Source organism: Sulfurimonas sp. ST-25, from assembly GCF_048079205.1.
In the GTDB taxonomy this organism is placed as follows: Bacteria; Campylobacterota; Campylobacteria; order Campylobacterales; family Sulfurimonadaceae; genus Thiomicrolovo; species Thiomicrolovo sulfuroxydans.
Genome location: NZ_CP182225.1, coordinates 1330778 through 1351207 on the forward strand (window position 1 = coordinate 1330778; position 20430 = coordinate 1351207).

Consider the following 20430-nt stretch of genomic DNA (forward strand, 5'->3'; position numbering starts at 1 on the left):
GGGGATTTGATAATCCGTTTTGAAGAGAGATCCATGCTGAAAAAGTTGATAGTGACCCTGGTTTTACTGAGTGTCGGCGCGGCAGCCGCCCCGCTGATCTCGCCGATCGATGCGATGCAGCACGCCTTCGGGGCGCAGAGCGAAGTGACGAAGAAAAACACCCTGCTGAGCAGCAAGCAGGCTGCGGCCGTCACCAAACGCGCCAAGCTCAAACTGGAGACGAAAATCTACCGCTTCTACACCGCCGACATTGACGGCAAAGCCGTCGGATACGGTGTGCTGGTGACGCGCCAGGTCCGCCAAAAAGATGCCACGGTGCTCTACATGATCACGCCGGAGGGCACGATCCGGGCCATCGAGATCGTCGCCTTCAATGAACCGCCGGAGTATATGCCCCAGCACACCTACCTCGAACAGTTCAAGGGCAAGGACGCGAACGCGACCCTGCGCGTCGGCAAAGACATCCCCACCGTCAGCGGGGCGACGCTCAGCGCGCGCAACGTCACCGACGGTGCCCGCCTCGCCCTGGCACTCTTCGAGACCGTGATCAGGAAACACTGATGCGCTTCACCCTCGTCAAAGACCTGCGCAGCGACGCGCTGATGCGTCCGCTGCTCAACGGACTACTCCTGTTTGCAGGCACCTTTCTCGTTGCCGACGCCTTTCTCAAACGCGACCATATCGGGCTCGACCGTGCCACCCTCTCTGCGACCCTTTACGGCAACGAAGCGGAGTTCATCGACCCCGTCAGCGAACATTTCGTGCTTGAACTCCTACACAGCGATATCTTCTTTATGATGATGACCCTGCTGACCCTCTCTGCCGTCTATGCGCGCCTCTGCCCGTTCAAACGCGTCGCCGCGGTCGTGATCAATATCGCCATGATCGCCGCCGCCGCCGACGTCGTCCTCTTTGCCCTTGCCTATTACAAAGGCGAAGCCTATCTCCTGCCGTGGCTGGGCGCCTTCTGGCTCTGGCACGGCACGGCCCTTTTCATGGCCTTCGCCTCGCTGCTCTACCTGAACGTCCTCAAGAAGCCCTGATGCAGCGCGCCTACCGTTTCGCCGTCGTCTATTTCGCCCTCTTCGGGCTGCTGCTGCTCGCATCGGCCGCCGCCCTCTTCGCGAGCAAGATCGGCTTCTCCGTGCAGGGCATCGAGCTCTACTATCTGGGCAGCGACACCGTCCCGGGCAAAAGTGCTTACGGACTGCTGGAGACCGCTGTGCCGCACCTGGGAGCCATGGGGCTTTTTATCATGGTGGGGGCGCATTTCCTGCTTTTCGCGACCGATACCGCCAAACGGCGTGCGATCCGGCTCGCGCTCACGCTCTTTGCCGCGGCGCTCCTCGACATCGTCAGCGGCTACTTCATCGCCTCCGGGAGCACCCTCTGGGTCTGGATCAAACTGGCGTCATACCTGCTGCTGAGCCTGCTGGGGACGCTGCTCATGCTTCAGTTGATCTACTACGCTTTTTGGCATAGCTTGTCGCGGCAACGACATCCCCGATGATGGCACGGTGATATGCGAAGGGGGCTTTGATATGGCTGATGACATAGCGCCCCCCGGAGATCGTCAGGACCTCCAGCGTTCCGACGTCGATGTGGTTCTTGAACCGTTCACTGTAGGGCTTGATATAGATCGTCCGGATCTCCTCGAGGTTGATCGGTATGATCTCCCGGTTTTTGAACCCCTTGTGGATGATGAGGCGTTCGGGCGTCAGCACGCAGTGGTAATGCTTCTTCTCCCGGATCTCCTGCAGATGCATGTAAAAGGTGCGGATGATGAGCACCAGACCGATCACCCCGATCTCGTACTCGTAGCCGATAAACAGCAGCAGGGCACCCAGTCCGTAGAGGGAGAGGATGCCGTTATAGAATGTCTTTGATATCTCGGCGGCAACAAGGATCGTCTCCTCCGGGTGCAGCATCTTCTCAATCATCTTCATGGTTCCCCTCCAATACTTCAAGGTAGTGCGACAGGTTCGCGCTTTTGACGACGGTACCGTCACTGTAGATCAGCACATAGCCTACCGGCAGGGTCCGCAGAAACGCAACGGCTTTGGGGGGCGGCATCACGGCCGCCGCCGTCGTCCAGGCGTCGAGATCGCCGCTGCGTACCGTACCGACGAGGGTGATCGAAGCAAACGCGCGCTCCGATGCCCGCGTTTTCGGATCGATCAGGTGGTTATGGGTTTTGTCCCCGACAAACCGCCGGTAGTCGCCGCTCGTACTCATTCCCGTTTGCGGGGCCAGACTTTTGAAGGTCATGAGGGTCCCTTCCGAAAAGGGGTCCTGGATCGCCAGGAGGCAGCGGCCGAGGCAGCGAATGTCGCCGCTGAGTGCCACGGTGCCCTCCGTAACCCCGCAGTGACGGAGCACGGCGGCGGCAGCGTCGAGACCCACCCCTTTGCCGAAGCCGCCGAAGTCGAGCATCGCGCCGGGTGCGAGCCGCGCGGCTGTCGCATTGAATTCCAGCAGGTTCAGGCCGATCGGGAGGCCGGCGATTTCCGCCCTGCCCGGCACTCTTTCCGCTTCGCCGAAATGGTAGGCCCCGCGGCTGAGGGCACCGATGGTGATGTCGAAGTAGCCGTCGCTCTGCACGTAGTACCGCACCGCGCTCTGCAGGGCGTCATAGAGCGTCGGCGAGATCGCCAGCGCCCCCGCATGATTGAGGCGGTAGACCTCCGCGGCGGGGTCGTACGACGAAAGCGCCTTCTCGACCGAGGTCATGGCGGCGAAGGCCCCGTCGATGCAGCCTGCGGCGGTGTCCGGGACCGACACGGTGGCGAAGGTCCCCATCATCACACGGGTCCGTTCCGTCGCCTGCAACGACGCAAGCAGACACAGCAGGGAGAGCAGAAGCTTCATTTCAGACAATGTCCAGCAGTGCGGCAGGGTGCCCGATGACGATATCGCCCTCCCCCTCGGCGCTGAAGCCCCAGGTGGAGAAGATGCCCGTAATGCCGGCCAGGCGCGCGGCGTCGATATCTTTGCTGTTGTCGCCCACCATCCAGGCCCGGTGCTCCTGCGGCCGAAACCCCAGGGCGTCGAGGATCAGGCGGAGCATCGCCGGATCCGGCTTTGACGCCCCGGCGATGTCGGGGCCGATGATATGGTCGAAATAGTCCGCGATGCCGAGATGCCTGATCATCCTTGCGGCAAAGGTGCTCGGGGCATTCGTCGCAACGGCAAGCCTGACGCCCGCAGCGTGAAGCGTCTCGACCGTCTCGCGGATACCCGGGTAGAGTACGGGATTCTGGATGCACTGCTCATGGTAGTGCGATTCGAAGAGCTCGCGGTCGCGCGTCTCGTAATGCTCCGTCCCGTAAAAAAGTTTGGGCAGATTGCGCACGGGCCTGTTGATCCATGCGACGACGGTGCCGCTGTCGATGGGCGGCAGGGCATGATTCGCCGCCCTGACGTGGTTGATCGAGCAGGTGATGTCGTGCTGCGAATCGATCAGCGTTCCGTCCATGTCAAAGATCACAATACGCATGGTTTTCTTCCCCGCAGGCAGTTTCGCGCTATTATAGCAAAGCGCCATGAGATGCGTCATATTGTGATTTTCCTGTGACAATTTGCAGTGAAATATTTAAACATTTTTGGTACAATCCTGACATTCATGAAGAGACTCATTCTGACAATCGCATTCGGGTTTACGCTGCTTCACGCCCAGTCGGGAGACGTGCCCGCACCCTCTGAAACGGAAAAAGTCGGTCCGCTCGCCCACCTCTCCGGTCCCGAAGACGAGATTTTTGACGACAGCGGCTTCGACGATGCCGGTTTCGAGGAGGAGTTTACGGACGACGCCAAACCGGCCTATGACCCTTTTGAAGGGTATAACCGCTGGATGACCGGTTTTAACAATACCCTCTTCGATTACATCCTCAACCCCGTGTTCAGCGCCTATGACTTTATCCTGCCCGAACCGATCCGGGTCTCGATCAACAATATTTTCAACAACCTCTACTACCCCGTCAGCCTTGTCAACAACCTGCTCCAGCTCAAATTCGACCACGCGCTGACCGAGACGGGGCGCTTTATTATCAACTCCACTTTCGGGTTCGCCGGGATGTTCGACACCGCCATGCAAATAGGGGTGGAGCCCCATGTGGAGGATTTCGGGCAGACCCTGGGGCACTACGGCGTCGGGAACGGTTTCCCGATCGTCCTGCCCTTTTTCGGCCCCAGCAACCTGCGCGACATCACGGGGGATCTGATCGATTTCTATGTCAACCCAATCTATTATGTTGACCCAAGAAAGTATAATATCCCCCGCGATACGTATGAAGGGTGGGGATTGGTAGGCTACAAGCGCTTCAACAAGTTCTCCCTCTACCGGAAGGAGTACCTGCAGATCCGCGAGGAGGCCCTGGACTTCTACCCATTTATGCGCGATGCCTACGAGCAAAACCGCAACAAACTGATATCGGAGTAATGTCATGAAAAAACTGTTCTATCTTGCCCTGCTTTCCCTGCTGCTGCCCCTCTCGGCCGCGGCGCTCGAAGCGAACGAGATCGGCAGCGTGATGCGCCAGAAGGTCGATGCGGTCCTGGAGATCCTCAACGATCACAACAAAAGCAAAACGGACCGCAATGCGGCCATCGAGCAGGAGATGGACCCCTATTTCGATTTTGTGCTGATGGCGAAGCTCAGTCTCGGCAAAACCGGCTGGCAGGAGGCGACCCCTCCCCAGCGCAAAGAGTATGTCGTTTTGTTCGAGCGCCGGATCAAGGACTTCTATATGAGCAAACTCGACCTCTACAAGGACGAAGCCATCACCCTTGAAGCGCCGCGGCAGGTCAAGAACCGTATCTATCTCAACAGCTACATCGTCGAAAAGGGCGAGAAGAAAGAGGTGCTCTACAAGTTCTACCATGCCAAAGAGGGGTGGCTGATCTACGACGTCGACGTGCTGGGCGTGAGCATCATCCAGTCCTACCGCAGCCAGTTCGCCGGCGAGCTCGAAAAGGGCTCGATAGAACAGCTTCTCATCAAACTGCGTCAACCACAGCCTGATGCTTAAACGCTTCTATACCGGCTTCGTTTTCCGGTACCCCCGCACGGTCATCGCCCTAGTGCTGCTCACAGCGGCGCTGCTGGGCACCCAGGCGGTGAAGCTCAGCGTCGACGCCTCCGCCGAGACCCTGCTGCTTGAAAATGACAAGGACCTCGCCTACACCCGCCTCGTCGCCAAACGCTACCGCGGCCAGGACTTCCTCGTCGTCACCTACACCCCCGACGCCGACCTCCTCGCCCCGCAGACCCTCGACAATATCCGGACCCTCAGCGCGGCGCTGCTGAAGATCGACGGGATCGACTCCGTCAACTCCATTCTCAACGTCCCGCTCCTGGAGAGTCCTCCGAAACCCGTCAAGGAGCTGCTGGAGAAGATCCCCTCCATCGAAGCGGGCGACGCGAACCTGACCCTGGCCCGCGAAGAGTTCAAACACAATCCCCTCTACGTCTCCAACCTTGTCAGTCCGGACCTCAAAACGACGGCTCTGCAGGTCAACCTCGTCCGCGACGACCACTACTACGAGCTGCTTGACCGCCTCAACGCCCTGCGCGCGGCCGACGACAACGGCACGCTCACCGCAGAGGGCAGGACCGAGCTTGCCGACGCGACGGCCGTCTTCAAAGCGTACCGCGACGTTGCCCGCGAACGCGACCACCGCATGATCCTCGCTGTACGCGATACGCTGCGCACCCATCAGGCGGCGGGGCAGCTCTTCCTCGGCGGCGTGACGATGATCGCCGACGACATGGTCACCTTCGTCAAACGCGACCTCAAAACCTACGGCGTGGCCGTCCTGGCCCTGCTGATCCTCGTGCTTTGGACGGTCTTCCGCCAGAAGCGCTGGGTCGCCCTGCCGGTGCTGATCTCCGCCCTTTCCATCGGCATTACGGTCGGGCTGCTGGGGATGCTTGGTTTCGAGATCACCGTCATCTCGTCCAATTTCATCTCCTTGCAGCTGATCATCACGATCTCCATCATCATCCACCTGATCGTGCGCTACCGGGAACTCGCCCTCACCAACCCCGGGGCCGACGAACGCACCCTGGTCCTGGAGAGTACGCTCTCCATGTCCAAACCGACCTTCTTCGCCATCATCACGACGATCGCGGGCTTCGCGTCGCTGATGCTCTCGGGGATCAAGCCGGTCATCGCCCTGGGCTGGATGATGAGTATCGGCATCAGCGTCTCCCTGATTGTCACCTACTTGCTCTTTCCGGCCGTCAACGTGCTGCTCAAGCGCAAACAGCCGAAAACGACCTTCGACAAAGAGTTCTCCGTCACCAAGATCCTGGCGACCTTCACCGAACGTCACGGCGCATGGACGCTTATGGCCACCGTCTTGCTGATCGCCTTCTCCGTCACCGGCGCGCAGCGGCTCGTCGTCGAGAACAGTTTTATCAACTACTTCAAACCCTCCACGGAGATCTTCCAGGGGATGTCCGTCATCGACCGCCAGCTCGGCGGGACGACGCCGCTGGACATCACCATCGACCTCCCCCAGCCCCCTACAGCCGAAAGCCCGTCCGAACCCGCTGCCGACAGTGCGGCCGGTTTCGACGAATTCGACGAATTCGCCGAGGAGTTCAATGCCGAGGCGAAAGGGGCCCAGTACTGGTTTACGGAGAACCGGATGGAGGTTGTGCGCCGTGTCCACGAGTGGCTGGAAAGCGTCCCTCATGTCGGAAAGGTCCTCTCGCTCGGGACGATGCTCGAAGTGGGCCGCACCCTCAACCACGGCCGTGAACTCGACAACTTCGAGCTCGCGCTGCTCTATAACGAGATGCCCGCGAAATTCGCCGATATCATTCTCAAACCCTACGTCAGCATCGAGCACGACCAGGCCCGTTTCGCCCTGCGCATCATCGACTCCGATGCCGATCTGCGCCGTGCCGACCTTCTCAAAGAGCTGCATGACGGGCTGATCAACGTGGTCGGCATCCCCCCGGAACATCTGCACATCTCCGGCCTGATGGTGCTGTACAATAATATGCTCCAGAGCCTCTTCGAGTCGCAGATCGCCACCCTCGGCGTCATGGCCGTTCTGCTCTTCTTGATGTTCTGGGCCCTCTTCCGCTCCTTCCTCACAGCCGTCGTCGCCATTATCGCGAACCTCGTTCCCGTCGGGACGGTCTTTGGCGTCATGGGATGGTCCAATATCCCCCTGGACATGATGACCATCACCATCGCCGCCATCAGCATCGGGATCGCGGTCGACGACACCATCCACTACATCCACCGTTTCCGGATCGAACTTGCGCGCGACGGCGACTATGTCGCGGCAATGCACCGTTCCCACGAGAGTATCGGTTACGCCATGAGCTACACCTCTGCGGCCATCATGATCGGTTTCGTCATCCTCGTGCTTTCGGTCTTTATCCCGACCATCTACTTCGGCCTTCTGACCGTGCTCGTCATGTTTATGGCGATCGTCGCGGACCTCATGCTGCTACCGAAGCTCATCCTGCTGCTGCGTCCTTTCGGACAGGTGACGAAAAAAGTTGTCAATTAAAATTAACACGCTACAATAGTAACAATATCTACCGGGGGGCTCACGTCCCCTGTGCCATTAGGATGGATCATGATTAAGTTACGTCGTCTTCTTCTTGCCGCTATGTTCCTGGCCGCCGGAGCATTTGCCGCACTCAACCAGGCTATTTCCATCGGTGCCTTCAGCAACGCCGATGCCGCCCAGTCACGCATTGCAGAGGTCAAGAAGCATCTCATGCAGGATGAGGCCGTCGCTGCGCTCATTGCCGCAGAGCGCTTCAGCTTCACCGTCGAACAGGTGAAAGGGCTCTACCGTTCCGAACTGACAGGGTTCGCGGATGCCGGCGATCTCCCCGTCGTCATGGAGCGCGTCAAAGGTATCGTCCCCGACGCCTATTATGTCAGCCGTACTACTGCCGCAAGCGACACAGCGGCGGCACCGGTACCGGTCCAGGAGGAAGACGGTGTCTTCGTCGTCGATGAAACGGACGCTGTCGTCGAGGAAGCCCCCCTTGCCGCAGCGCCGGAAGCGGCCGAAGTTCCCGCGCCCGTTTCTGCGCCCGAAAAGGTCACCCCGGAAACCGCAGCCGTGGACGAGCTCCCTGCCCCCGCCGCTTCCACCGAAGTCACCGCCAGCAACGACCTGCCTGAACCGCCTCTGGACGGTACCTCTTCGATGCTGCTGTACAGCATCCTCCTCGCAGCCGTCGCCCTGCTGATCCTGCTCTACGTCGCCCGCAGGAAACGGACTTCCAGCGATTTCTTCCCCCAACATGAAAAGGAAGACTTTGAAGAGCTTGCCGAAAAATTCGCCGCCTCTTCAACCACGGCACATGCCCCTGAAGCGGAAACGGCTCCTGAGGAGCCCGAAGCAGTAGAAAGTGTGCCCTCTGAAGAGCACTTCGAACCCGAACCGACGGTCGAGATAGAGGAGACGCCGTTCTTTGAGGAGCCGGCCGCCGAACCGGAACCGGTCGTCTTCGAAACCCCGGAAGAGACACCGGCCGAGACGATCCCGGAAACGGCAGAGGAACTTCCCGAAACGCCGGCGGCACCTGCCGCTGCTCCGGCGGAGGCCGTTTCACGCAAAAAACGCGGCCTGCCGGCGGACCTGGGCTCCGTCACCAAGGAGCGGCTGGCCGAATTCGCCGGTAACCGCCTGCTTATCGCCGAGGACAATCTGATCAACCAGAAGGTAATCTCCCGCCTGCTCGAAGGGAGCGGGATGGAGATCGTCATCGCCAACAACGGCCAGGAAGCCCTCGATATGCTCAACGCGGACCCCGGCTACAACATGGTACTGATGGACGCGCACATGCCGGTCATGGATGGTTTTGAAGCGACACGGGCCATTCGTCAGGATCCCCGTTTTGACGCCGTGCCGGTTGTCGCATTGAGCGGGGACGTCGGGGCGGACGATATCCGCAACATGCGCGAAGCCGGCATGGAGGAGCAGCTGGCCAAACCGCTGCGGGTCGATGCCCTGTACGAAGTGATGTACCAGTACCTCAACCTCGCTTCGGAAGCGGCCGAAACAGCGGAGGATGAAACGCTTCCGGAACTGAAGACCCACGAATACGATGGGGTCTTCAATGCCTCCGTCGGACTGGACATCTGCGCCGGTGACAAGGTGATGTATGCGGAGATCCTGGATGAGTTCGTCGCATCCTACAACGAGGCGGACAACCTGGTCCGAACCTATATCAGAGCCAATGACGACGCAAGGCTCGTCGCCTTTATGCTCGACGTCAAAGGCGTCGCATCCAACATCGGCGCCGACGCCCTCGCCGAAGCCGCGGAGACCCTGCGCGAAGCGGTACTCATCAACCGTGTCGAAGAGTATACTAAGCTCGCCGACGCCTTTGCCTCTACCCTGCACAAAACGATGGCAGCCATCGACAGCTTCAAAACGACTCTCTAAGCGGTCACCCCAGGCGCCCGGGCGCCTTCCCCACTATCGCATTCGCTCTTTTCCAACGTTCAGGTACGCATCTTCCCGTAGAGCGATGCCAGCGCCTCCACAAAGAGCGGGTGGTCATTCGGACAGGCCGCCACACGGTAATCTTCGAATCCAAGCTCCTCCGCCACTTCGCGGTACTCCATATCGAGTTCGTAGAGGGTCTCGGAGTTGTCGATCGTAAAGGCGATCGGGAAGACGAGCACTTTCTTGCGCTCCAGGCTTTCAAGCTTCTGCTCCAGGGAGGGCTCCAGCCACTTCATCGGGCCCACTTTTGACTGGTAGGCGATATGGATGTTGGCAAAGGAGAGCCCCGCAGCTTCGAGCATCGGCTTCAGCAGCGCGACGTGTTCGATGACATGGTGCTCGTAGGGGTCGCCTTTGTCGACGATCTTCTGCGGCAGCCCGTGCGCGGAGAATATCAGCTCAAACGCCCCCGCGTCCGCGCCGGCCATCGCTTCGCGGATACGGTCGATGATGACCGCGTTGTACGCCGCGTTGGCGTAAAAGTGCTTGATCTCCGTCACGAGGGCCTTCAATCCCAGCGCATGCATCCGCGCTTCATAATCCTCCAGGGAGGACTTTGTCGTCGTCGTCGAGTACTGCGGGTAGAGCGGGATCAGGTAGACATGCGTCACCCCCGCCGCTTTCAGTCGGGCGATGGAAACGTCCGCGAAGGGCGGCGTATAGCGCATGGCGAAATCGACGATAACCTCTTCGCCCAGCTTCGCCTGCAGTGCCGCGACGAGCTTCTTGGTGATGCCGGCGATCGGAGACCTACCGCCGAGTTTCTGGTAGACCTCCTGCGCGCTCTTCGTGCGGTTGGAGGTAATGACGCTGGCAATGAAGCGCCGGAGCAGGCCGCTCTTCATCGTCAGGATATTGGGGTCGTTGAACATGTTATGCAGGAAGGTCTGGACCTCATAGAGGTCGTTCGGGCCTCCCATATTAAGCAATATGACTGCATTTTTGGCCATCAGCACACCTTTGAGACGTCGGCGATGAAACGATCGCTGCCGAGTATTTCTGCATGATTGTACCCGCTGTATTCTTTATAGACAGCTAACCGCGGCGCTTTCGCCTTGAGTGCATGGCTCTGCTCGATCGGCACGATCTCGTCGTCGCGGCTGGCAAAGATGCTCACCGGTGCCGAAACGCCGCCGAGGTAACGGGCCGTCTCGAATCGGCAGCGCATCAGCCAGGCGGGCAGATAGGGAATCCTGAGGCGTGCCAGGGAGGGAACGTCGTAAAACGGCGCGACGAGGATCAGCTGTGTCACGCTGGTGCGCGAGGCGGCATAGGCGGCCACGCTGCTGCCGAGACTGTAGCCCATCAGCATCAGCGGACCAAAACGTTCCCGGGCGTATGTCACCAGGGCAACGGCGTCTTCAAGCAGGAGGCGCTCGCCGGGTCTGCCGCCGCTGCGCCCGTAGCCGCGGTAGTTGAAGGCGATGATGCGCCAGTCGGGGAAACGCTCGCTGAGCTTGCCGACCAGCGCTACGCTGTCCTGCTCCTTGCCGCCGAAATAGAAGACGGTGCAGCGGGGCGACTCCGGCTCATAAACGACGCCTTCGAGCACGACGTTGCCGCCGCGCACCCGTTCAACCCCCCGGAACCGCTCCGGATGCAGGTGAAAAGCGTCACGGTTCGGGTAGTAGACGGGGGCGAAGACCAGCCGGGGCCACACAAGCAAAAGAATACCCCAGAGCAGGAGGATCGCACCGAGTACCGTCAGGACAACCGCCATCGCACCCTCACTAAAGCCCCTCGAAACTGCCCGTCTCGAAACAGGCGCGCTGCCGCAGCGTCGCGAAAGCGGGATCGTCGACCGCCGCCTCGTGCGCGCCGATCGCACTGCCTTCGGCATCGTGGTACGTCGCGGCATAGAAGGATTTCCATTGCACCCCCTCTGTCAGGCCGATTTGAGCGTAGGCGTAAACGAAATCGCTGTAGGAGGGGTCGTCCGTCGCCGTCACGGCGCGGATGCGCGCGGGGTCGGGTACGGGTGGGGTATCGGTGATCCAGTCGGCGACGGTCCCCGTGACGGGCACGTCATCGGGCACGTCGTAGATGCCCGCGAGCATGCAGACGTGGCCGGCGCCGAAATACTTGGAGAGGTAGAGCGCCTGACCCGCTCCCTGCGAGTGGCCGCCGGCGTAAAGGTTCCCCCATGCCACGCCGCCCGTGCCGACGACCTTCACCGGGAAGTGAAAGCCGTTGGCTTCAAAATATGCGACGAGCTGCTGCAGCCGCGGGATAACGGCATCGGCCGCGGGCACGTCAACGACGGAGGAGAGCTCTTCGCCCGTCAGCTTCTCCGCTCTCACCTTCCCGGCGCAGTTGTCCACCTCGGGGTGGCCGCCGCACTCGGTCGTGCCGTTGACGAGGTAGCGGTTGTGGTAGGCGACGTTCAGCACGACGAAACCGTTCTGCGCGGCTTCATGCATAAAGGTCTCGGAGGAGAACTGTCCATTCTCCTGGTTGTAGGGACGGCCGAAGGTCCCGACCATATGCACGTAGACCCCTTTGACGCTGCTCCCCTCCGGCGGGAAAACGACACTGTGGTATCCGAACCCAAGCCGCTGGTCCAGAAGCGTCGCCGTGCCGAACTGATCGCGGGCGGCGGGATCGAGACGGGAGGGACGCACGGCACAGAGCAGCGTCCCGTCATCGAGGGTCTTGCTGGCGTCGCAGAGCGCGGCAGAGGGCTGATGAAAGGCGTCGGCGGAGCTGCTGCTCCCGCACCCCTGCATCAGCATCGCCGCCGCGACGAACGGAAGGAGCGTTTTCATACGACTATTGTAGCAGATCACTTCCCGGCGCGTTTCGCCCAACGGTAGAGGAAACGGGTCGGATCGAGCGCCTCGGGGAGGGGCTTGCCTTCCAGCAGCGATTCGGCAAGGGTGCGTGCGAGCAGCGGGCCCATGACGAAACCGTAGCCGCCCGTGCCGTTGATCATGTAGAGCCCGGGATGATAGACAAGCGATGCGGCGTCGCTTTTGACGCCCTTTGTGAGCCCCGGAAACGCCCGCAGCGACGCCTCGGCGTCGGCGACCCTGCCCACCAGCGGATAGTAGTCGTTGGAACCCGAACGCAGACCCGTATAGTCTTTCACGACTTCGACATGCTCCAGCCTGACGGTCCGCGCCGCCTTCTCCAGCAGTTCCGCCCGCCCCTGCGCGACATCATAGGGCTCCGTCGCCGTCAGCGGATCGTAATGCACGTCGTGCGTCGCCCCGATGGCACCCTCCCCGTTCTCGCCGGTCGCGGCGATGGAGACGTACTGGTGCAGGTGGCACGGCAGCGGTGTCGTCGTCTTGATATCGACACGGTGCCCCCAGACGGCCCGCAGTGTAATATGCGGCATCGCAACGACGGGCCTATAAGCCCCCGTTGCCAGGATGACCCGTTTTGCACGGATCGCGCCGACCGTCCAGAAGCCAGATTCATATTTTATAATATTAATATCATCCAATATAAAGTCGGAGCCTTCCGCCAAACGTGTACATACTGCCTGGGCGTTAACCAGCCCGCTCCGGGCCAATACGACACGCTCGAAGGCTTCCGTCTCCCTCATAAGCGGCGCCTCGGGCATCGCTGAGAGCATCGGCAGCGCCGTCGTTTCCCTGAACGCCCTTACCTTTTCGTTCTCGTCCTCGTACTTGGCAAAGTGGATCAGGGATGCGACGCGGATCAGGTCTGGGAAATGGCGCTCGTAAAAATCGAGGGAGAAGAGATAGCTCTCCTCCATCAGCGCCTTGAGGGGGCCGCCCTTGGAGAACTTGGGTGAGACGAAGGCCCCCGCCGCCCCGCTGCCGCCCGCGGCGATCCCTTCGCGGTCGATCAGGGCGACTTTCTCGCCCCCCTGCGTCAAAAAATACGCCGTGGCGCAGCCGTTGATTCCGGCGCCGATAATGGCCGTGTCGTAGGTCAAAAGACTCCTTTTTCGTTTGGCTTAGTGTAACGCAACTCCGGTTCAAAACTCGTACACTCCCCCCGCCGGAGCAGGATCAATGTTGGTCTTTGAGTGTTATACTGCCGCCAAGAGCATACCCGCTGTCACAAACCGCGCAGCATGAGGAATCCGATGAAAACACTTGACGCACTCCTGGAACGAAAATCAGTCAGGGCCTACCTCGACAAAACGGTGGACCACGCGACCGTCATGGCGATCCTCGAACATGCAAAGCATGCACCCTCCGGCGTCAACATGCAACCGTGGCGCGTCTGCATCGTCAGCGGCAGCATGAAAAGGCGGATCGAAACGAAGGTTATCCAGGCCTTCGAAGCGGGCGAAAAAGCCCGCATGGATTACCGCTACTACCCGCCGCACTGGGAGGAACCTTACCGGAGCCGGCGCAAAGAGACGGGCCTGCAGATGTACAGAGCCCTGGGGATAGGCAGAGAGGACAAAGCGGCCCAGGCCGAACAGTGGAAAGCCAACTACAGGGCCTTCGATGCCCCGGTCGTCCTCTACTTTTTTATCGATGCCGCGCTGGAAAAGGGTTCCTGGCTCGATTACGGCATGTTCCTGCAGTCCGTGATGATCGCGGCAACGTCCCTGGGGCTTGGGAGCTGCCCGCAGGCCGCCCTGGCCGAATACCCGTACATCGTACGCGATGTGCTGGGCATCGGCAGCGACAAGACCCTGCTGTGCGGCATGGCTCTGGGCTATGAGGACAAGACGGCCCCGATCAACGGCTATCGGACGGCGCGCGTCCCCTTGGAATCATTCGCCGCCTTCTACGATGCCTGAAGCTGAAAGCGTTCCCCCGTTGCCCCACACCGGCCGATCCTGAAGCCGATCCGTGCTAAAAAGGTTTATGATGAAACCGCAGACACACCAACCATCCTTTAAAGAGTTCGTCCTGTTGATGAGCCTGATGACCGCCGCGGCGGCCCTGGCCATCGACGCCGTCATGCCCGCGCTCAGCACCATCGGCACGGCCCTGCAGGTGCAGACGGACAACGACCGCCAGCTGATCATCTCCCTGCTGTTTGCCGGGATGGCCTTGGGGCAGCTGCTCTACGGCCCGCTGAGCGATAGCTTCGGCCGGAAGCGCGCCATCTACGTCGGGTTCGGCCTCTACATCACGGGTTCCGCCATCGCCCTGCTCAGTCCGAACCTGACCGTCATGCTCTTCGGCCGCTTTCTGCAGGGCCTCGGTGCCGCCGGACCGCGCATTGTCTCCGTGGCGCTGATCCGTGACCTCTACGAAGGGCGCATGATGGCACGGGTGATGTCCTTTGTCATGAGCATCTTCATCTTCGTTCCCGCCGTCGCCCCGGCGCTGGGCGAAGGGCTCCTCTACCTCTGGGGGTGGCAGGCGATCTTCGGACTCTTTATCGCCGTCGCCGCGGTGACGCTGGTCTGGTTCAGCCTGCGCCAGCCGGAGACCCTGCCGAAGGAGCGGCGCATCCCGCTCTCGCCCGCGCACATTCTCACCGGCGTCGTCGAAACCTGCAAGAACCGCACCGCGCTGGGGTATACCGTCGCCATGGGTTTTGTCTTCAGCGTCTTTATGGGCTATCTCAGCTCCGCCGAGCAGATCTTCCGCGACACCTACGACGCCGGGGAGCTCTTCGCCCTCTACTTTGGCATTTTTGCTCTCTCTATCGGCCTCGCCTCCTACCTCAATGCACGGCTGGTGATGCGCTATGGGATGCGTCCGCTCAGTGCCTCGGCGCTCGCGGCCCTCACCCTCCTCTCGCTCCTCTTTTTCGCCTATGCTTACGCCCATAACGGCGTGCCGCCGTTTTGGAGCTTTATGATTTACGGCCTGCTCACCTTCTTCTGCTTCGGCCTGCTCTTCGGTAACCTCAATGCCATGGCGATGGAGCCGCTGGGACACATTGCCGGTATCGGCGCCGCGGTTGTCGGTTCGCTCTCGACCTTCATCGCCCTGCCCATCGGCGTGACGATAGGCCGCCTCTACGACGGCGGTATCCTCGCCCTCGTCGGGGGCTTCGCCCTGCTCGGCGCCGCCGGGCTTGCCGTCGTGCGCCGCACCGGCCGCGAAACGATGCAGCGCGTCCCCGTTCCTGCGGACGACTGAATCCACCAGGTTACATATTAATTAATATACTATATAGTCATCGCCATTCCGGGAGCTTTTTTTGCATTGATGCGGCACAATACGGCAAAAGGAGTCCCATGGAAACGCACAAGGACAGAGTCTTCCTCAGAGGCCGCGGGGGAAGTGACGCGGCGCACCGGGCCGACGAGGCGCTCTACCACGAGCTGCTCGTCCGCCACGGCGAGCTTGAACGCACGACGCAGAAAACGGATGAAGGGATCGAAACGGTCACCCGCGTCACCTCCGGGGACGCCAAGCTCGTTACCATTCTGCACGAGCACGTCGTCGGGATGAAGAAGCGCTACGACGGCGGCCGCGCCGTGCGCTCCTGGGACCCGCTCTTTGTCGAGCTCTTCGACAACCGCGACGCCATGACGCTGGCATGGGAGATGCTCGAAGACGGCATCAAGGTTACCCTTACCTCCGACGATCCCGCTGTCGTCGGCATTATCCACCGCCACGACGACACCCTGCAGATGTTCGTCCGTTACGGCCTGCAGGCGTCGCGCCACGAAAGCCCTTACCAGCCGGAGGCGTAACGCGACACAACGTCCGCATTCGGACGACAATTACCTGGCATCTTTTTTGCAGATTCCCGACCATGATAACGACAACTACCAATATTCAGGAAAAAAACTGATGCGATGGCAATGGTCACTGTTTGAAACACTCTCCCCCTGGGAAATTCTGGAGATTATGAAACTCCGGCAGGCCGTCTTTGTCGTGGAGCAGGCATGCGCCTACCAGGATGCAGACGATCTTGATCCGTTTTCGTGGCACCTTACGGGGTGGGAAGAGGATTCGAAGGGAAAGCGGCTCGTCGCCTATCTGCGCGTCGTCTTCCCGGGCAGGAAGTTTGAAGAACCCTCCATTGGGCGCGTCATCACCCCATTGGCGCTGCGCGGCAGAGGCCTGGGCAGCGCGCTCATCCATGAAGCGATAGAACGTATCCCTTCTCTTTTCCAGAAGGAGTCCATTCGCATCTCCGCGCAGCAGCGTTTAGAGCCCTTTTATGCCGCTTTCGGCTTTGAAACGGTCTCCACCCCCTACGATGAGGACGGCATCCCCCACGTCGAAATGCTCAGAATGCCCCAGAACGACAACTGATCGGCTCCCAGTAGTACGTATATTGCATCTCCTGCCGAACACGCAAGGAGACAGGTCATGCAAGAGCGTTCGTGGGAAGAGGAGCAATTCATCATCTGGAACAGTGCGCTTGGTCTCCGCGACTTCGTTATGATCGACCGCGTCGAAGGCGACGAAGGGCGCCGGGTCGCCTGGCTGGAAGAGCCCTACGAGATGGTCGGCCCCTTCGACTTCGACGAGTTCGTCTCCACCGGCTGCATCAGTTTCGCCGCCTGTGTCGTCATGTCCCGCCAGAAGTGGAACACGGACCGCACCCAGCTGCTGCAGGAGTCCATGGAGCGGCGCCGCAAAAACCAGGAGAAGATTTTCGAGGACCTGGCACGGCGCAACCGGCACAAGCGGCGCCACGGCTCACCTTTCCAGCAGTTCAACGAGCGGGAGATGCGCGAGCTCCTGGAACTGCCCGTCGACGGCGAGCTCGAAGCGGCACAGATCAAAGCCGCCTACCGCCGCCGTGCCAAAGAGGCGCACCCCGACGTCGGCGGCAGCCACGAGCTCTTTGTCCAGATCACGGAAGCGCGCAACCTCCTGCTCGAGTTCATCTCCTAAGGCAATACCGATCCGTCCACCAACACAGTGGATGATACCGATTAAATTACATGTTTCACTCAAATAAATATCAATAAATTATGTTATATTGTTATCTCTTACTAATTTTTTTCGAATGGAAAAAATACAATGAGAGTAGATAATCTATCAATCAAATGCCGTTGAGCAAAGTATCACAGGTTCCATGTTGCGTTCCCTGCGCCATGGCATCTGGTCTATACGACGCAGAGCACAGTAGCGCGGGAGATGACTATCATGAATCAACGAACTGACGACGCGGCGGGATCGGAATGAAACGGCAGGTACCGGCCTCTCGAACAAGCGATTATCGGTCTGACACGTTGGCGATGGAACAGATGCGGGTGCTCTACTCCCATCTCCCCTCATCGCTTGCCGTCAGTGCCATGCTCGCATTGATCCTTGTCATGCTGCAGGCGCCCGTCATTGCACCCGGTGTACGGTATGGCTGGCTGGCGCTCCTGTGCGCTGTTCTGCTGAGCCGGGTGGGCCTGCTGTTCGCCTGGAGACGCGCGGGAGGCACCATTTCCCCGGCTGACGCCGATCGCTGGCTGCTGCGGTTTCGGTTCACGCTCATTGTCACCGGCATCGTCTGGGGGATCGGCGGCGTGCTGCTGGTCCCTGCCGACAGTATCTCCCATCAGGTCTATGTTGCATTCACCCTTGCCGGACTGAGTGCCGGCAGCGCCACAGTACTGGCCATTGACCGCAAATCCGTGGTCGGCTTTATCCTCCCCGTTCTCTTATCGCTGATTGTGCCGCTTGTAGCCGCGGATGATACTGATTCTCTGGGGATGGGTGTGATGCTCTCCTTGTTCCTGCTCTTTTTGGTCATCAGCGCCCGCCAAACCGGGCTTAGGCTCGAAGAAAATTTCCATCTGCGCGTCAAGGCCGTTCAAAATGAGGCCAGGCTGCTGCGAATGTTGGAGAGCAGCCCCATTGCGACGCGCATCGCGGATCTGGTCAGTAACAGCGTGGTGTTCGCCAACAGTCGTTACAACGCCCTGCTCGAACTGCCTGCGGAAGAGGTCATCGGTATACAACCCTCCCGCTACTACGCCCATCCGGAAGAGCTTTCCGATATTGATGCCATTGTCACCAAGGGGGAAAAAGTTGTCGACAGATTGATAGAACTCCGCTCACCCGGGTCGTCTCCGTGGACCAAATGGGTCCTGGCTTCCTACTTCCCGATGGAATATCACGGCAAACCGGCAGTGCTTGGATGGTTTTACGATATCACCGATCGCAAACTGGAGGAAGATGAAGTCGAGCACGAGGCCTTCCACGATATGTTGACCGGCCTGCCGAACCGTCTGCACTTCCACAACCAGATTCATAAAGCGATTGCTGGTGCCGAGCGCAAGGGTACCGACCTCGCCCTGATGTTTATCGATCTGGATAAGTTCAAACCCGTCAACGATCGATTCGGTCACGACATCGGCGATATGCTGCTCAAGGCGGTTGCCGGTCGCCTTGTCGACTGTCTGCGTCAAACCGATATCGCCGCGCGTATCGGCGGTGACGAATTTGTGGTGCTGCTTTCCGACGTCGGTGGCGAACACAACGCCGTTGCGATCGGAGAGAAGATCAGACATGCGCTGGCGATGCCGTTCAAGATCGTGGGGCAGATGATCAACATATCCTCAAGCATCGGGGTGGCCATCTATCCCAAGGATGCCGCACAGGAGGACGAGCTTATCAAGCGCGCGGACATCGCCATGTACAACGCCAAAGCCAAAGGGCGAAACAGTGTGGTAACCTATAAGCCGGGAATGCAGGGGGAAGGCGACTAATCTCTGTTAGGAGACTGATGGCTACCTGCACACGCATTTGAAGGGAAATTGCTCCATCTATGTACGAGCTTCGATAAAATCGAGTACGGCGGTTCCATCTCGATTCGCTGCGACAAGTGAGATATTGTAAGAGTGCTTGACTAAAAAAAGCGCGCGAACTCCCACTAAAACTCGTTCCATAACCACTTTTTCTACGAAGATATTCTGCATTATTGACCGAAAATGCTTATATCCACTCGATAACCATCATAGCATTTTCAGATTCCAATCTTTTCCACCTACATAGCAAAGAGAGATTGTAATACGAGAAATATAAAACGTTTAACTCTGTTTAATATAATATAAATACTGACAATACTCTGCTAGAATGTATACCAATAAGTAGTTAGGCCATACGGAAAACACTTTACGTAGGGCACACGAAAGTTTTTTATTACATGCACGATATTCTTACTTTGATCGACTTCAACTGATCAATGTAAGTTATTCTTTTGATCTTAAGGAGGTGGATATTATGATTGATCTATTCTCAAAGTTGAGTGATACACCTATACCAAATGTATTAGTTATATCCGGCATCATATTTTTATTGTTGGCTGTAGCTGGAAAAGTAGGGGCTAATCTTTCTATACCGCCTAATAGGCAAAAAACGGCGGCATTAATTGGTTCGATTCTACTTACTGGTGGTATCGCGATGTTTGTGGTACCAAGTTCGAGCACACTGAATGGTGATCAACAAAAATCTATAGTAAAAGAAAAAATAAACTCTAATCAGCACCAAAAAGATACAACCTCTAATGAATTCTCTGTACAAGATCAGAAGAACCAAAATCTTCAGCAGTATAGATCTGAAGATAATATTAGACAGGCAATCAAATATGCCAGTACATGGGAAATTAGTGCAAAGCGTCATCTCGATATATCTATATTAGAAGGTTATTATGTTGGAGAAGCCCTGAAAAACCAGAAATTTATTATAGGAGAATTTAAAAGACAAGGATTATTTCCGGTATGCGAAGTAAATAATAGAAAGTTCCATAATGTCAACTTTCTTGAAGATAAGGATTTAGCATATGTAGATGTCACTGAGGTATGGAACTGTGCATATTATTCAATAGACAGTGGGAATTGTGCAAATCAATATGAACAAGCCGATACCATTAGGCAAACAATCATTTTGAGATTAAAGGAATCTGGATGGATGATTAGTGCAGTAAACTTCAATCCATCAAATGTGGAATCTTCCATGGTTCCGTGTAAAAACATTTGGCCATCTAATATCAAGTTTAAGTGATGAACTGACAGTACTAAGCCTAACAGACCAAAGGAGACCAATCAAAAACCTATCCATAGGTTTTTGATTGATCATTTTATACGTAATC

General features: G+C 58.4%; 21 protein-coding genes. 14 read left to right on the forward strand and 7 right to left on the reverse strand.

Annotation, left to right across the window (positions count from 1 at the left end):
- The first annotated feature begins 51 nt into the window (after positions 1-51).
- Genes ACM66T_RS06785 through ACM66T_RS06795 form a run of 3 tightly spaced genes read left to right on the forward strand, consistent with a single transcriptional unit; the run spans position 52 to position 1510 of the window.
- The gene (locus ACM66T_RS06785; protein ID WP_231018074.1) at positions 52-561 is read left to right on the forward strand and encodes an FMN-binding protein; all 510 of its coding nucleotides are present in this window, start codon (positions 52-54) and stop codon (positions 559-561) included.
- Positions 561-1043, forward strand: coding sequence for a hypothetical protein (locus ACM66T_RS06790; protein WP_231018075.1), 483 nt, complete (start codon positions 561-563; stop codon positions 1041-1043). The genes ACM66T_RS06785 and ACM66T_RS06790 overlap by 1 nt, the downstream gene beginning before the upstream one ends.
- On the forward strand, positions 1043-1510 hold the full coding sequence (locus ACM66T_RS06795; protein ID WP_231018076.1) for a hypothetical protein: 468 nt from the start codon (positions 1043-1045) through the stop codon (positions 1508-1510). The genes ACM66T_RS06790 and ACM66T_RS06795 overlap by 1 nt, the downstream gene beginning before the upstream one ends.
- Here ACM66T_RS06795 and ACM66T_RS06800 read toward each other — a convergent pair.
- From ACM66T_RS06800 to ACM66T_RS06810, 3 genes are read right to left on the reverse strand one after another with little or no spacing between them, the layout of a single operon-like run.
- Positions 1446-1946 (reverse strand): hypothetical protein, encoded by a 501-nt coding sequence (locus tag ACM66T_RS06800; protein ID WP_231018077.1) that lies wholly within the window; start codon positions 1944-1946, stop codon positions 1446-1448. The genes ACM66T_RS06795 and ACM66T_RS06800 overlap by 65 nt on opposite strands.
- The gene (locus ACM66T_RS06805; protein WP_231018078.1) at positions 1933-2868 is read right to left on the reverse strand and encodes an FAD:protein FMN transferase; all 936 of its coding nucleotides are present in this window, start codon (positions 2866-2868) and stop codon (positions 1933-1935) included. The genes ACM66T_RS06800 and ACM66T_RS06805 overlap by 14 nt, the downstream gene beginning before the upstream one ends.
- Before the next feature lies 1 nt (position 2869).
- Positions 2870-3496: an HAD family hydrolase gene (locus tag ACM66T_RS06810; protein WP_231018079.1), complete on the reverse strand. Its 627-nt coding sequence runs from the start codon at positions 3494-3496 to the stop codon at positions 2870-2872.
- A 126-nt stretch (positions 3497-3622) separates the two neighbouring features.
- Here ACM66T_RS06810 and ACM66T_RS06815 point away from each other — a divergent pair, with 126 nt between their 5' ends.
- The 4 genes from ACM66T_RS06815 (at position 3623) to ACM66T_RS06830 (ending at position 9429) form a co-directional block, all read left to right on the forward strand.
- On the forward strand, positions 3623-4438 hold the full coding sequence (locus tag ACM66T_RS06815) for a VacJ family lipoprotein (RefSeq protein WP_231018080.1): 816 nt from the start codon (positions 3623-3625) through the stop codon (positions 4436-4438).
- Between the two features lie 4 nt (positions 4439-4442).
- On the forward strand, positions 4443-5027 hold the full coding sequence (locus tag ACM66T_RS06820; RefSeq protein ID WP_231018081.1) for an ABC transporter substrate-binding protein: 585 nt from the start codon (positions 4443-4445) through the stop codon (positions 5025-5027).
- Positions 5020-7530: an efflux RND transporter permease subunit gene (locus ACM66T_RS06825; RefSeq protein WP_416768183.1), complete on the forward strand. Its 2511-nt coding sequence runs from the start codon at positions 5020-5022 to the stop codon at positions 7528-7530. Before ACM66T_RS06820 ends, ACM66T_RS06825 begins: the two co-directional genes overlap by 8 nt.
- A gap of 69 nt (positions 7531-7599) precedes the next feature.
- On the forward strand, positions 7600-9429 hold the full coding sequence (locus tag ACM66T_RS06830) for a response regulator (protein ID WP_231018083.1): 1830 nt from the start codon (positions 7600-7602) through the stop codon (positions 9427-9429).
- 59 nt (positions 9430-9488) lie between these two features.
- Here ACM66T_RS06830 and hemH read toward each other — a convergent pair whose 3' ends face one another.
- From hemH to ACM66T_RS06850, 4 genes are read right to left on the reverse strand one after another with little or no spacing between them, the layout of a single operon-like run.
- A complete protein-coding gene (gene hemH, locus ACM66T_RS06835) occupies positions 9489-10442 on the reverse strand; it encodes a ferrochelatase (RefSeq protein WP_231018084.1) in 954 nt (317 codons plus the stop codon).
- Positions 10442-11212 (reverse strand): alpha/beta hydrolase, encoded by a 771-nt coding sequence (locus ACM66T_RS06840; RefSeq protein WP_231018085.1) that lies wholly within the window; start codon positions 11210-11212, stop codon positions 10442-10444. Before ACM66T_RS06840 ends, hemH begins: the two co-directional genes overlap by 1 nt.
- 10 nt (positions 11213-11222) lie before the next feature.
- Positions 11223-12257: a hypothetical protein gene (locus ACM66T_RS06845; protein WP_231018086.1), complete on the reverse strand. Its 1035-nt coding sequence runs from the start codon at positions 12255-12257 to the stop codon at positions 11223-11225.
- Between the two features lie 17 nt (positions 12258-12274).
- Complete coding sequence (locus tag ACM66T_RS06850) at positions 12275-13399, reverse strand: FAD-dependent oxidoreductase (protein ID WP_231018087.1); 1125 nt, start codon at positions 13397-13399, stop codon at positions 12275-12277.
- Positions 13400-13552: 153 nt separating this feature from the next.
- On the opposite strand from ACM66T_RS06850, the gene ACM66T_RS06855 reads away from it, so the two are divergent.
- From ACM66T_RS06855 to ACM66T_RS06885, 7 genes are all read left to right on the forward strand, one after another.
- Complete coding sequence (locus ACM66T_RS06855) at positions 13553-14221, forward strand: nitroreductase (protein ID WP_231018088.1); 669 nt, start codon at positions 13553-13555, stop codon at positions 14219-14221.
- Between the two features lie 70 nt (positions 14222-14291).
- Positions 14292-15521, forward strand: a complete 1230-nt coding sequence (locus tag ACM66T_RS06860) for a multidrug effflux MFS transporter (protein WP_231018089.1) — start codon at positions 14292-14294, stop codon at positions 15519-15521.
- Between the two features lie 98 nt (positions 15522-15619).
- Positions 15620-16081 carry a hypothetical protein gene (locus tag ACM66T_RS06865; protein ID WP_416768186.1) on the forward strand — a complete coding sequence of 154 codons (462 nt, stop codon included), beginning with the start codon at positions 15620-15622 and terminating at the stop codon, positions 16079-16081.
- A gap of 100 nt (positions 16082-16181) precedes the next feature.
- On the forward strand, positions 16182-16649 hold the full coding sequence (locus ACM66T_RS06870; protein WP_231018091.1) for a GNAT family N-acetyltransferase: 468 nt from the start codon (positions 16182-16184) through the stop codon (positions 16647-16649).
- A 57-nt stretch (positions 16650-16706) separates the two neighbouring features.
- The gene (locus ACM66T_RS06875; protein ID WP_416768187.1) at positions 16707-17237 is read left to right on the forward strand and encodes a J domain-containing protein; all 531 of its coding nucleotides are present in this window, start codon (positions 16707-16709) and stop codon (positions 17235-17237) included.
- A 290-nt stretch (positions 17238-17527) separates the two neighbouring features.
- Positions 17528-19048, forward strand: a complete 1521-nt coding sequence (locus ACM66T_RS06880; protein ID WP_231018093.1) for a sensor domain-containing diguanylate cyclase — start codon at positions 17528-17530, stop codon at positions 19046-19048.
- Positions 19049-19562: 514 nt separating this feature from the next.
- The gene (locus ACM66T_RS06885) at positions 19563-20342 is read left to right on the forward strand and encodes a hypothetical protein (protein ID WP_231018094.1); all 780 of its coding nucleotides are present in this window, start codon (positions 19563-19565) and stop codon (positions 20340-20342) included.
- The last annotated feature ends 88 nt before the right edge of the window (positions 20343-20430 follow it).

What these genes read in the sequence shown, in the direction of transcription:
- ACM66T_RS06885 (WP_231018094.1), top strand. Translation starts at nt 19,563, where the DNA reads ATGATTGATCTATTCTCAAAGTTGAGTGATACACCTATACCAAATGTA.
- ACM66T_RS06825 (WP_416768183.1), top strand. Translation starts at nt 5,020, where the DNA reads ATGCTTAAACGCTTCTATACCGGCTTCGTTTTCCGGTACCCCCGCACG.
- ACM66T_RS06870 (WP_231018091.1), top strand. Translation starts at nt 16,182, where the DNA reads ATGCGATGGCAATGGTCACTGTTTGAAACACTCTCCCCCTGGGAAATT.
- ACM66T_RS06860 (WP_231018089.1), top strand. Translation starts at nt 14,292, where the DNA reads ATGAAACCGCAGACACACCAACCATCCTTTAAAGAGTTCGTCCTGTTG.
- ACM66T_RS06840 (WP_231018085.1), bottom strand. Translation starts at nt 11,212, where the DNA reads ATGGCGGTTGTCCTGACGGTACTCGGTGCGATCCTCCTGCTCTGGGGT.
- ACM66T_RS06865 (WP_416768186.1), top strand. Translation starts at nt 15,620, where the DNA reads ATGGAAACGCACAAGGACAGAGTCTTCCTCAGAGGCCGCGGGGGAAGT.
- ACM66T_RS06830 (WP_231018083.1), top strand. Translation starts at nt 7,600, where the DNA reads ATGATTAAGTTACGTCGTCTTCTTCTTGCCGCTATGTTCCTGGCCGCC.
- hemH (WP_231018084.1), bottom strand. Translation starts at nt 10,442, where the DNA reads ATGGCCAAAAATGCAGTCATATTGCTTAATATGGGAGGCCCGAACGAC.
- ACM66T_RS06800 (WP_231018077.1), bottom strand. Translation starts at nt 1,946, where the DNA reads ATGAAGATGATTGAGAAGATGCTGCACCCGGAGGAGACGATCCTTGTT.
- ACM66T_RS06805 (WP_231018078.1), bottom strand. Translation starts at nt 2,868, where the DNA reads ATGAAGCTTCTGCTCTCCCTGCTGTGTCTGCTTGCGTCGTTGCAGGCG.
- ACM66T_RS06845 (WP_231018086.1), bottom strand. Translation starts at nt 12,257, where the DNA reads ATGAAAACGCTCCTTCCGTTCGTCGCGGCGGCGATGCTGATGCAGGGG.
- ACM66T_RS06815 (WP_231018080.1), top strand. Translation starts at nt 3,623, where the DNA reads ATGAAGAGACTCATTCTGACAATCGCATTCGGGTTTACGCTGCTTCAC.
- ACM66T_RS06820 (WP_231018081.1), top strand. Translation starts at nt 4,443, where the DNA reads ATGAAAAAACTGTTCTATCTTGCCCTGCTTTCCCTGCTGCTGCCCCTC.
- ACM66T_RS06810 (WP_231018079.1), bottom strand. Translation starts at nt 3,496, where the DNA reads ATGCGTATTGTGATCTTTGACATGGACGGAACGCTGATCGATTCGCAG.
- ACM66T_RS06790 (WP_231018075.1), top strand. Translation starts at nt 561, where the DNA reads ATGCGCTTCACCCTCGTCAAAGACCTGCGCAGCGACGCGCTGATGCGT.
- ACM66T_RS06855 (WP_231018088.1), top strand. Translation starts at nt 13,553, where the DNA reads ATGAAAACACTTGACGCACTCCTGGAACGAAAATCAGTCAGGGCCTAC.
- ACM66T_RS06880 (WP_231018093.1), top strand. Translation starts at nt 17,528, where the DNA reads ATGAAACGGCAGGTACCGGCCTCTCGAACAAGCGATTATCGGTCTGAC.
- ACM66T_RS06795 (WP_231018076.1), top strand. Translation starts at nt 1,043, where the DNA reads ATGCAGCGCGCCTACCGTTTCGCCGTCGTCTATTTCGCCCTCTTCGGG.
- ACM66T_RS06875 (WP_416768187.1), top strand. Translation starts at nt 16,707, where the DNA reads ATGCAAGAGCGTTCGTGGGAAGAGGAGCAATTCATCATCTGGAACAGT.